Annotated in this window: 5 protein-coding genes; all 5 read right to left on the reverse strand. The window is 50.6% G+C overall.

The annotated features are described in order from the left end of the window. Positions 1–2,103, reverse strand: a complete 2,103-nt coding sequence (locus BM200_RS05905; RefSeq protein WP_091182539.1) for a PrsW family glutamic-type intramembrane protease — start codon at positions 2,101–2,103, stop codon at positions 1–3. A 263-nt stretch (positions 2,104–2,366) separates the two neighbouring features. Beyond that, positions 2,367–5,171 (reverse strand): glycoside hydrolase family 2 TIM barrel-domain containing protein, encoded by a 2,805-nt coding sequence (locus tag BM200_RS05910; RefSeq protein ID WP_091182542.1) that lies wholly within the window; start codon positions 5,169–5,171, stop codon positions 2,367–2,369. A 185-nt stretch (positions 5,172–5,356) separates the two neighbouring features. Then, positions 5,357–7,288 carry a PAS domain S-box protein gene (locus BM200_RS05915; protein ID WP_245772908.1) on the reverse strand — a complete coding sequence of 644 codons (1,932 nt, stop codon included), beginning with the start codon at positions 7,286–7,288 and terminating at the stop codon, positions 5,357–5,359. Positions 7,289–7,431: 143 nt separating this feature from the next. Next, positions 7,432–8,313 carry a hypothetical protein gene (locus BM200_RS05920; protein ID WP_091182547.1) on the reverse strand — a complete coding sequence of 294 codons (882 nt, stop codon included), beginning with the start codon at positions 8,311–8,313 and terminating at the stop codon, positions 7,432–7,434. A 405-nt stretch (positions 8,314–8,718) separates the two neighbouring features. Further along, positions 8,719–12,834: a fibronectin type III domain-containing protein gene (locus BM200_RS30730; protein WP_342716263.1), complete on the reverse strand. Its 4,116-nt coding sequence runs from the start codon at positions 12,832–12,834 to the stop codon at positions 8,719–8,721. Positions 12,835–12,927: the final 93 nt, after the last annotated feature.

The raw sequence follows: 12,927 nt of genomic DNA on the forward strand, positions 1-12,927 counted from the left end.
TTATTTCACTCCAAATCTAATCGTAAATGTGTAATCCGGGAATTCCTGGCGCAGGCGGTTCAGACTGTTCTCCGCTGCGGCACGCAGTTCAGGCGAATCACCGTCAAGCTGGAACTGGAAATTGCGGATGCTCTTGATATCTTCCAGGTTTGGAATTTCGGAAGTTCCATCAGGCGTTGTCCGCGTTCCAACCGCTTTTTCCATCAGATTGTTAATCCTGGTCCTTGTTTTCTGGTAGAGCTGTTTATCTGTAAACTGCTGCGGAGTCTGCTGCGGCTTGCCGGTTTTGGGGTGAATGCGATTCAGACCTTCGGCGGATTTGGCTTCATAGAATATGCCGTTCTCAACGTCGATGCCGTCGAACTCTCCCAACGGGCCATTACGGCTGTCATACAGCTCAACTCCTTTATATTTCGCTTTACTCCAGTGCACATAATCATCCGAGTCCTTCGGAGGTACTTGCTCCTCGGGTTCATCGGCATCGGTTTTTTCTTTTGGTCCATCTTCATCTGGCTTGCGAGGCACTTCCGGTTCAGGCTTATGCGGGATATCCGGTTCAGGCTTGTTACGGCGTTTGAGCAGCTTTTCCATCCAATCCTTAAGACGCTCTCCGCCTTTCTTGGCCAGACGGCCAAACGGTACACGGCTGAGTGCAAGGGCCAGCAAAGTTGCGGCAGCATTCTCAGGTGTGAGCAGCCGCTTCGGATCCCGGATATTTTTCGCGATTTCGTGGCCGCTGCCAGGGATGCTTACCGCGGTCAAGGCGAAGCCAAGCGCCGGCCAGAAGCCAACGAACATAAAAGCGAGAGCGAAAGCGCCAAGCAAGATGGCTCCCTTTTCCCTGTAGCTGAGGCGGTCCCACCAGTTTTGCAGCGAGTCGAACATGCAGGAGAAGCAGGCTGAAGCATCAAGCTGCACATGCCCCTGCCAATAGACGGCGAACCCTGCAAGCAGGCTGGCTCCGATCAACAGTATCGCAAGACCTGCCGCCATCCGGTAATGCTGCTGCATCCGGCTGCGCAAACCTTCTTGAAGGGCTACGGCCTCTGTATTCCCGTACAGCAACGAAAATCCCATTTCCCGGCGTTCTCTCGTCCAGGCCAAGACACTTGCGAAGCTCTCCCTTCTCTGGAAGAATGCCCCCCACATCTGAATGAGCTCACTAAGCGGGTCTACGAACCGTTCACTGCTCATCATCGGAAGCTGGCTCCTTACCCGATTTAGCGCTATGTAATCCATAACGATTCCCAGGAGCAGCATCAGCAGGAAAACGTCTTTCGTATGATAGCCGCTGCCGGTCCACTCGTTGATTTTCATTACCCAATCCGGCAAGGAATTTTGTCCGTTGTATGCCGCATGATCAAGGATGGACCAAGCGAGCAGCAGCACGGGCAGAGCAAAGATCCAGTTCGTCAGCCGTTTACGGAATCGCACAGCCATCCCGACTCCAAGAGCTACCATCGCCGTATGCACAGGGTGGCTGACCGTCATAAGTGTCGGGAAAAAGCTTTCCTCGAATCGGCCAGGAAACAGCGTCCAGAAATCCCAGTGAATCGTCTCTCCCCCGAGCATCGTCGTACTATACCCATATGTTCGGCCTATAATCCCAGAGTTGAGCCATCTGCGGCTCAGCTCCTCCATCAGCTGGAATCCAACCCCCGCAGCCGCTCCCGCAAGGGTATAATCGCTCAAACTCATCGATGACGCCCGGCGCGAGAATAATAGATACAGGCCGAGAGGAAGCAGCTTCCATGCCTCTTCCACGATGGGAGTGACGACAGCTATCGACCAGGTGTCCGATGTCCGGCCGCCTATCAAGCCGTGTGCCCCCATCAGTGTCCACGCCGTAACCGGGATGACAAGGACAATACCAAGCAGCATGAACATGGCTGTTTGCTTCCACGTAAAGGTCTTGCTCCGGCATAACAGCCAGAACTGCAGCATGACATAGAATGACCATAGGTACTGTACCAGCATCGTACGCGAATCGCGATACATGAACAAGCCTGCTATGAATAACAGCAACGATATCCAGCACCAGATCGCATAGATGGTTGTCAGCCAAGGATAACGCTTCGGTATTTCCCTTACGAATTGGTACATCCCTTCCGCATAGTCTCTTATTACACCTCGGATCCGCCATATCGTATCCGTATCGATCCCTCCTTACCCAGCTTTCCGCAAGAAAGCCGGCAGATCCTCTCTCCAAATCATACTCGATAATCTGGTCCAAGAATCATAAATAAGGAGAGTTTCATAAAAACTGGACTTTATTCCCAATCCAAATGAACCATGATCATCCCGGAGAAAACAACAAGACGCCTGCATCGGATTAACCGAGCAGACGTTTTGCTTTTACTAATCCTTTATCGCAGCAGCTCTTGCAGTCTGGATAGCTCAAGGCTTGCTTGCGGTCTGAAATCTTCCGATCTCACATAATGGAACAAGCTGTGCAGGAATTGCCGTCCTTCCAATGTTTCTCCGGCTAGTTCAGCATCCACGGCACAGACAAGCAGGCTGCCGGCTCCAACGCGGCATTCGAACACCATCCCCAGCTTGTGGTTGCGCTCGAAATTATCGATAGTCTGCACGATTGGCTGTAGAGCCCGTTCGGTTCCGTCAAGAATAACGGAGCGCGAGTTCTCCACAATCTGCCGCCATGGCTCGGTGGAGTACATCTCGGATGGGAACAGCTTAAACAACGGATGCTCCTGTTCGATCAAGAGTCCCATTGTGCCTACAGGTACCGGCTTGTTCATGCTCTCCGAGATCGACCGGAACATCGGATAACACCAAAAATCGACGCAGTACGTCCCTTCAATCGCGTTCGCGAGCCGGTCGGGTTTAGGCATTAGCACGACGCGCTCGCCTTTCTTAAGCAGCGCGGCTGCCTCGCCGGTCAGCTCCTCGAACAGGAATACACCACTCTTGTCGATGGCAACCTGGTTCGGGTAAATCCATAAATCATACGATTTCCGAATATCCGTTCCGGCGATACGCAAATGCAGAGTTGTCTTCGTCATTGCTTGTACGGCAGGCAAGGTGAACGTAATCTGGCCAATCTCGACAAAATCACCCGGCCCGTCAGCCGATGCGACAGCTTCCCCGCTAACAAGCCATTCATCTCCGGCAGTCAATTCCCACTGCAGCGTGAATCCGCTCAGCGGCTCCGGCCTCAAATAACGGAGCTGGATAGCGGCTTCGAAGCATTCTTCCGCTTTGTAATTGTACTTCGGAAACCTTGCCAGAAGCACCGCGTCCGAACAGAAAGTCCGCCATTCCTCAGGCGAGATAAGCCCTTTTGATTCCATAAAAGCGTCAAGAACGCCAACGAGTGCCGTCCCCTGCCCGCTGAAATCCTGGAGATCAAGCAGCTGGAATCCGGCCAGCCGCTTCGAACGGAATGCGGCTTCAAGCTCTTCCTTATAGCTTTCGACGGCCAGATGACCGGAGCTGACATGATATTTTTCTGCCAGATGGTCAAGCCCGTTCTCTTCAAGCCGCTGCTTAAACAACTCAAAGTTGCGTGCCTTAAGAGGGCCCGTATATTTAGCAATCTCGTTAAAGTCAGGATAAGTCTGGAACTGTCCAATCTCATGTGAGATAACGGGAATATGAGGAACCAGCTCCCCTTCAGCTGCATCTGCCTTCACGGTCTTTGCTTCCGTGCCGTATTGGATCTGAATCGTACCGCCTTGTTCCAGACCATCATTCGACGTTTCCCCGTTAGCCGGCGGTACAATCGCATCATCATAATCTATTAAAGTCCCTTGCGGGCCAAGCTGCACATGGCCCTGTGGAGCATCGCACATGGCATACGAGCCCCGAATCAAGCGGTCACGCGAGAACCGGACGCCGCAATAGAAATCCTCATGCTCCAGAATGACGGGAACAAATTGAAAGTTATTGGAGCCCTGGGTATACAAGGGACGATTATCGAATGCTTTATAATCTCTCAAAATATCATCTATACGTTCCTTGCTGCCCCACAGCTCATTTCCGAGCGACATCATGACAAAGGACGGATGGTTGCCGAAGGCCTTCAGAATCCGATAGCCTTCTTCAATCAAATATTGCTGCTCTTCCGCATGATGATTGTCATATGTCTCGTCTGTTACCGTGCCCCAGAACGGCAGCTCCGGCTCCATGTAAATGCCAAGCCGATCAGCGGCTTCAAAGGCCGCATCGGGCGGACAGCAGGTGTGAAACCGATAATGGTTAATCCCATAAGACTTTGCCGTTTCGAGCACTTGAAGCCACTCTTCTACAGTTGTTGGAGCAAAACCCGTCAGCGGGAAAATCAGGCCGTCATGCTTGCCCCGCAGAAAAGTCTTAGCACCGTTAATGGTGAAGTGACCCTCCTCCGCTTTAAAATTCCGCAGGCCAAACGTCGATTCGTGCACATCCATTGTGCCATCTTTCTGATTCAACGCGAGCTGCAGGGTATATAAGTTAGGCTCCCATTCGCTCCAGAGCAGCGCATCTTCTCCAAGCGAATAATGCAGCTCCAACTCGCCTCCGGAGACCTGGTACGAATTTGTTGCTGCTACATGCCGGATTGTGCCATTCACGCTTGCAGCCGAAACGTTAAGCGTTCCTTCCCATGCACCAACCAGCTTTGCCTTAATGTTAACCGATCGGTCTGTGAAGTTCGGTATAGTTCGCACGTCTTCCAAATAGGCCGCACCAAAAAATTGCAGCTCCATCCGGCCTGTGATGCCATTCCAGTTCGTCTGCGTGTCACGCGACGTCATATGTCCGCCTTTGGTCGGATAATTCGTATTATCCACGCGGATCGTAATCGTATGGTTACCTGTCGTCAATCGGTCCGTTACGTTGTAGAGATGCGGCGCGCAAAGACTGTTTTGCGTACCCAGCTCAATTCCGTCAATCCAGACAGTCGTTACCCTTGTCCGCTCAAGATACAACATGATAGTTGATCCTGCGTGCTCTGCCGGGATATCGACTGTGCGGGAATACCAAGCCCAGCCTTCGAATGCATACTCATCGGTGAGAGAATCAGCGAGAGCGGCTTGGTTGCGCTTTCCTTTTCTTGCATACGAAGTCGTGCCGGGTAATGCAATTGTATCGTTCAACTGCTCTTTCAAGCCTCTTTTATCCTCATCTAATTGGAACTGCCAAGTGCCTTCCAGGCTTATCTTTGCGATCATGGTATCACGTCCTCTATAGGATTTCAGTTCGAATGCGACAACTATAGCATAACCGGGCAGCCCAAAGTACCGCTAAAATTAGTAACGTTTTCATACGATATTTGCATCGCTCAAAATAAACTTCAAATATGAAAAAACCGCGCAGCAGCGCGGTCCATTCAAAGTGATAATTTTTGCAGCACAACTTATCTTGGTGTCTTTTCCTTCATGTCCTTGTTTTCGAGACATTTCTGTATGACCGCCAAGACCGCGGAGCTCTGCAACGGCTTGCTTATATATTCATTCATCCCATCTTTCATATACCGTTCCCGGTCACCAATCAGTGCGTTCGCCGTTACGGCAACGATGTATGGAAGATCATCGGGATCAAGGGTCTGACGCATTAGTCTCGTCGCTTCAAGACCGTTCATAACAGGCATTTGAATATCCATAAACACGATATCGTATTTTTTGTTACGAACTTCCTCAAGCACTTCAACGCCGTTACCAACGGCATCGGGACGATAGCCAAGCTTCTCCATCATTCGAATCAGCACCAGCCGGTTGATATCATTGTCCTCAGCGATAAGGATGGACAGCGAATCATCCGGTTCGGGCATCTTCTCCATATTCGTTTCGGGTAATGAGATTGACGACATCGATTCTGCACGAATAAGCACATGGAAATGAAAGATTGTTCCGCCTCCAGGATTTGGCTCGCAATAAATCTCGCCATCCATCAACTGAACGAGCTTTCGCGTTATAGCGAGGCCAAGACCGGTACCTCCGGCTTGTCTCACCATAAAGTGATCCGCTTGATAGAACGGTTCAAACAAATAAGGCAGCTTATCTTCCGAAATTCCGATCCCCGTGTCCTTCACAGCGACGTGTAAACGCAATCGATCGCCTTCATAAGTAGCTCTATCGACCAAAACGGCAATAGAGCCTTTCGGCGTGAATTTGATCGCGTTACCGATCAGGTTCATCATAATTTGGCGGATCTTGAGCGGGTCACCGATGACGTTTTGCGGAATGCCGGACTTGAACGACAAGTTCAGCGAGAGGTTCTTTTCCATCGCCTTTGGCATCAGGGTATCAAACGTCTCCATGATCGCCTCGTTCAGATTGAACGGTTCTTCCGACAATTCCGCATTACCCGACTCCACCTTGGAGAAATCGAGAATATCATTAATGATACCAAGCAGCGTTTCACCGCTCTTGCGGATAATGGAGACGTATTCTCTCTGCTCCTCATTAAGAGGCGTATCCAGCAGTAAATCTGTCATCCCTATTACTCCGTTCATCGGGGTGCGGATTTCATGGCTCATCATAGCCATAAATTCGCTTTTTACTTCGTTTGTTCTCTCCGCCGTTTCCTTCTCAATCAGCAGCTTCTTCTGCTCGGTAATATCCTTGATCAACAGATAAAAGCCGATACTTCTATTATTAATAATAATGGGGGCAATCGTAACCAGTACCTCTACTTGGCTGCCGTCACTATGAAGGACATGATTGATTGAGCCTTCAATCTCGGTATAGGGTTCGTTATCGGCCAAGATGCGCGCCAGCTTGTCTTCCCCGATGACGGCTGCAATGCTTGTACCAATCAAGTCTGACACCTGCTGTCCGGTCAGCTTCTCTGCCATGATGTTGCCGCCTATGATCTTGCCTTGAAGATCAAAGGAGATGATTGTGTCATGGTTATACTTTTTGAGCGAAGTGTATCTCTCTACCGATTCCTGAAGCTTCTGCTCCGTCATCTTGGTCGACGTAATATCGACAATCTGAGCGATATAGTACATAGGCTTGCCATTTGCAACATCCCTCACGAGCGAAATATGCAAGGATGTCCATACTATGTCGGTTTTCTTATGTGCATACTTTTTTTCCAGTTTAAACGCCGAGATTTCTCCTGCGAGCAATTGTTTGAACTTAACGCTGAGCTTAATGTCCTTGGAGGAGAAAATCAGATCTTTCGGATTACGTTTGATAAGCTCGTCCCGCTCATATCCGAGAATTTGGCATGCGGCCGGATTTACGTCGATCCATGCATGATCTAGTGAGATAAGTGCAATTCCGATCGGAGCAAAATTAAATACATGAGCAAACATGTTTTGTTGGTTCACTTCATCCATCATTAGCAGCCTCCTTAGTCCGACAGTTGTGATGACTACACAAAAGACCCGCAAGCTGCGGGTCCAGTCTATTTTCTATTCAGCCTCAGAAACGAGGATTGCGCTATTAAGGAATATAATGTGCCACCAGTATAACATTATTTATCTCATCCGTGTAGCCCGGTATTACGTCCTCCCGGCTTCCGGTCAAGAACAGCCTTGCGCAAAGTCAGCGCTCCAGCCGCCAGTGAGATCAGGAAACAGAAAACGGCAGTAATGGGAAGAATGGACCATTCCATAATGGTGTTACCGTTAAACGTCTGCCAGCCGGTCGCGATAAGACCAAGCAGATACGCAAGGCCTGTGATATGAATCAGCTTGTTCCGCACGGACATTTTCGCGTAGGTCCGCTCCGCAAGTAAAGCGACAACAGGCACCGCCTGAAGAGCATGAAAGCCAAGTCCGTGCAGCCAGATGATATTTCCGTCAGCTCCTGTATACCTGCCTTGGTTAGCGGAAATCCATATGCCTGCTGCAAAAGAAATGATAACGGCAATCATGGCATAACGAACACTCAGCGCGATAGCCGGGCGGATCTTGTAGGCTTTTGCCCTGAAAAATTGCACTCCCAGGTATACATAAAACAGCACTAGAAATAAGGCGACAAAGGTAAATATATTTCCTACCGTCTGATCAAAGATTGAGTCGCTTTCTACAAATCTCGGATTGACGCCCCTGAAATTTTGAATCGTCTCTGCTCCGTAGGAGTAAAGGGCGAGGCCGATGTAGACTCTCCGGAAAATAACCCGGCTTCTCGCTCCCAATCCCGAGAACGGTGCAATTGCTGCGGTCGACAGCAGAAAAATCCCCAGTGCTGCGTTAAAGGAGAATGCCTTGGAGACATCTCCCCCAGGAGCAACCTCACCGCCATTGATTAACGTCCAGATTCCGCAGAAAGCAGCAAGTATAAATCCGAGCAGACCAGTCAGGACGAGTCCTCGCTCTCCCTCGAACAATCTTTGTTGTCGTACAACTCCTTGATTAAGCATAGCCACGCTTCCCTTCCATTTGTTTGTATCTTCACTTTACTGGAAAGGACTGTAAGTCCGAATCGGTCCCGTGACTATACTTCTGCTTGACTTTAGGAGGTTAATCCGCTCCATCGGAGGTCTTATCGGCATCCGCCTTACGAAGGAGTTACATTCCAAATCGAACGCCATTTTTGACGTATAAATCCAAGGCCATAGAGCAGAACCGGAACAATTAGCAAATAGAAGAATTCCCCCACACCTTTTGGATGATCTCGCCTACCTCCCATATACATGACCGAGATGCATGCCAAGCGTAATAAATCAGACCGCAGCTTAAGCCATATGCAAATTTTTCTAATATTGGTTAGATTAAGAACAACAAAAAAAGCGGCCCCGTATGGGACCGCTTTACTTTCTACCGTATTAGTTGCTTGTCAACGAATAATCGTCGAAGAAGAATGTACCGCGCATGTCTTTGAAATACGTATAAATGCGGACTTTAGCCGTATTGGCTGGAGCCGTATACGTACCATGTACATTCTCAAACCCGGAGGTCGTGCCGCTGTAGGTAGTAATCGTATTGTCGGTCAGAATGCTTCCGGATGCATCGAGGAACTGCATCTTGAACTGAAGCGTGCTGCCATTGTTAGACGTGATATTCACGTAACCGTCGAAGGTATAGGATGTGCCGGCCGTAGCGTTTACGTCCTGATACCAACCGAACCACGGGCCGGAATCGCCGTTGATCCGAATCGATGCAGAGCCCGATCGATAAGTCGAAGTGCTGCGTGAAACGTAATAATCCTGTTCATAGGTCCAGGAGGCGGGGCGATTGCTGCCGTTATCCGTCTCGAAGCCGGCGTTTGTCAGAAGATTACCGCCGCCTGAAGCCGCATCCGTCGTTACGTTAAGTGCAGAGCTTGCCGCAGAGACGTTGCCTGCCGCATCCTTCGCTTTGACGGTAAAGCTGTAAGCAGTAGAAGCCGTTAGACCTGTAGCTTGGTAGGTTGTTGCTCCTGTTGTAGAACCGATCAATGTCGTACCCCGGAAGATATCATAGCCGGTTACCCCCACATTGTCTGTCGATGCCGTCCAGGACAGGTTGACTGTAGTAGCTGTTTTCGACGGTGAAGTTAAGCCTGTTGGGGCTGAAGGTGCTGTGGTGTCCGCTGCTGCATTTGTTGTCACGCTTAGCGCGTTGCTGGCTGCGGATACATTGCCTGCGGCATCCTTCGCTTTAACCGTGAAGCTGTAAGCGGTGTTTGCCGTCAGACCTGTTGCCTGGTACGTTGTTGCTCCCGTTGTGGAGCCGATCAGTGTTGTGCCCCGGTAGACGTCATAGCCGGTTACCCCTACATTGTCTGTCGATGCTGTCCAGGACAGATTCACCGTAGTTGTTGTTTTTGATTGTGACGTTAATCCGGTTGGCGCTGAAGGTGCCGTGGTGTCCGCGGCAGCATTCGTCGTCACGCTAAGCGCGCTGCTGGCTGCGGATACATTGCCTGCGGCATCCTTCGCTTTAACCGTGAAGCTGTAAGCGGTGTTTGCCGTAAGGCCTGTTGCCTGATACATTGTTGCCCCTGTTGTCGAACCAATCAGCGTTGTACCCTGGTAGATATCATAGCCAGTAACCCCTACATTATCTGTCGATGCCGTCCACGACAGGTTAACCGTAGTGGCTGTTTTCGATGGCGAAGCAAGGCCAGTTGGTGCGGTTGGCGCTGATGTGTCTACCGTACCGCCGCTTCCGTCAGTCAGCGAGAAATCATCGAAGTACAGCGAGCCGCGCAGATCCTTCATGTAGACGTATACGCGGGCTTTGGCGGTGTTCGCCGGCGCTGTCCGGGAACCGTTCACATTTGCAAACCCGCTATTTGTACCCGTATGCGTATACAGCAGGTTATCTTGCAAGATGTTGTTCGAAGCATCCAGGAACCGCAGTTTGAATTCGATAGTCGTACCGTTATTGGCTGCAGCGTTATAGTAACCGTCGAAGGTATAGGATGTGCCGGCCGCAGCGTTCACGTCCTGATAGAATGCGAGCCACGGTCCCGTATCCCCTGACATCTTCATTGAAGCTGTGCCGCTGCGTTTAACAGCCGTGTCACGATAGCAGAAGTAATCGTTCTCGCAAGTCCAGGCATCTGGTTTATTGTTGCTGTTGCTCGTATCGAAGCCCGGGTTCTGCAGTTTGTTGACCGGAATCGGTGCGAGAGTGGTTACGCTAATCGTATTGCTCGCCGCCGATGTGTTGTTGCGCGCATCCCTTGCTTTTACATAATACGAATAGGATGTCAGAGCCGTCAGTCCGGTATCGGTATAAGTCGTCGATGTGCCGCTGACCGTTCCCGCCAGATTGCCGTTCCGGTAAATATCATAAGCCGTTACACCAACATTGTCAGTTGAAGCTGTCCAAGCAAGATTCACCGAGATGTCCAGCTTGGAAGGCGAGTTTAATCCCGAAGGCGCCGTAGGAGCAACCGTATCCAGCGGATTGGTTGTCACGCTTAACGCGCTGCTTGCTGCAGATTGGTTGCCCGCATTGTCCTTCGCTCTTACTGTAAAGCTGTAAGCCGTGTTTGCTGTCAAGCCAGTTGCTGTATAGGTAGTAGCCCCGCCTGTTGAACCGATCTTCGTTGTGCCGCGATAGACATCGTAATCCGTAACGCGTACATTATCTGTCGACGGTGACCAGGAAAGATTCACCGTTGTATCCGTCTTGGATGGCGAAGTCAGGTTTGTTGGTGCTGTTGGAGCTGTTGTATCCGGCGCATTGCAGCCTTCGCATTCGATTTTCACCGCAATGTCGCGGCTGAACGATGGCACATTGCTCAGTACCAGATTACCGCCAGTTGCCTGAACGCTGCTTGTTGAGCCATAAGTGCCCGTATACGTGTTGTAGTAGGAAACGTTGTAATAGTTGTTCGGCATTGGAATCGTAAAGCTCATGCCGCTAACCGTTCTCGGATTCGTTACCGTATGATTGGCTTGCGTATCATTAATCCAGAGGTACGCACGGGAGTTATCCTTGTATCCGCCAATCTTCGTGCTATTCGACTGCAGGCCATAGTCGACGAACGGCATATTGATCAGATGATCTTCTTCGGGCTGAATGAAGTTTGCAAGCCGCGTATAGATGCCTTTGAAGCTCGAAGGCAGCGCGAAACCGCTTTCAAATATCCACCACAAGCTGCCGCCTGCCGCCCCTGCCCGGAATATTGGTCCCCATAATGAATTATGCATGTATTCATCGATGGTCGGATCCGTTGTCTGATCGGTGTGCTCTTTCCCCACTTCCCCGATAAAAGCCGGTTTGCCCGGCGCGAGTGTATGAAGGTTGTCGATCTGCTGTTCCCACACATCTACAACATTTGCGCTGGTATCATAGCGGTGAACGTTCGTAGCGCTAAGCGTTGTCAGCGTCTCCCATGTTTGCTGTCCCGAGCCGGCATGGTCTTTCCATGCATAGCTTGTTGTTGTCGGGTGATGATAGAAGTCCAGACTCTTCCAGTAATTGTCCATAGCCGCATGCCAGCTGGCGCGGTTCGCGGCTGTAGTATCTACGCGGTTGTCGGACTCGTTCCAGTATTCCAGCATGCCGAGTGCTCTGCTGTAGCCGAAGCGGGCAAACATATAGCGGAGCAATTTTTTCTGGTACGAAATCGCCGTTGGATTGGTCCAGAAGTCGGTGTTGTTCTCGGAATAAGTGGATGGTCCGCCGTTAGCCTGGTTATAGGCATTGACATTCCATTGGTAATACATATCGCCGAAGCTGTTCATCGTCAGCATGATATACACACCGTTGGCGGATGCGGTATCGAGCATCTGGTCCATACGGGCCTGATTATCCAGCTGGTACTTGCCAATACCGGCATAATTGATGCTCAGACCGGCTTCATTAGCCGTGATTGGACCCCATTCTGGCGCGAAGCTGCTCCACCAGCAGGAGTACCAGACGCGGAGGAAGTTCATTTTGGCCGGCAACAAATTTGGAATCTCTGTTGTGACCGCGGTTGAGTCCGTTGTATTATTCCATGCAAAGTTTGTGCCGAGCAGTGTCAGCTGGGAGCCGTAGCTGTCCACAAACCGGTCGCCCTGCGCTGTCATGAAGCCGCGGTTGCTGCCTGCTCCGCCTGCCGTGAAAGCATACGACGACGACGTTCCTGTCCCGCTAGCATCGGTTACGCTAAGCACAACGCTATGTACGCCTGCCTGCCGAGGAGAATAACGGACAGCCCATTTGGGCGAAGAGTCGGACCTGTAGAAGCCCGGTACGGACTCAACAGCTCCAGAGGGCGTTGTAAAGGTTGCGGTCACGTTGACCTCGTCAGGATTAAACGGATTCGTATACGTGGAACTTAAATTAAAGGTCATCTCGAATTTGTCGTACATGGCTGGCGTCGTAGTGTTCATCGATACATTGCTGAACGACGTCGCGGCCGAAACCGAACGGTTCGCCAGCGGCATGCTGCCAATTGCCAGCAAGAAGCTCATGAAGAGGATAAATAGCGGCTTGCTCATCTTTCCCGTAGCGCGCATGAATGTTCACTTCTCCTTCTCGATTGGGTGCGTGATTGAAGTGGGATTCTGGGATGTCTGATTAAGCATTTTTTATTGCCGACCTAAGCGATT

The organism is Paenibacillus catalpae (genome assembly GCF_900112695.1).
In the GTDB taxonomy this organism is placed as follows: Bacteria; Bacillota; Bacilli; order Paenibacillales; family Paenibacillaceae; genus Pristimantibacillus; species Pristimantibacillus catalpae.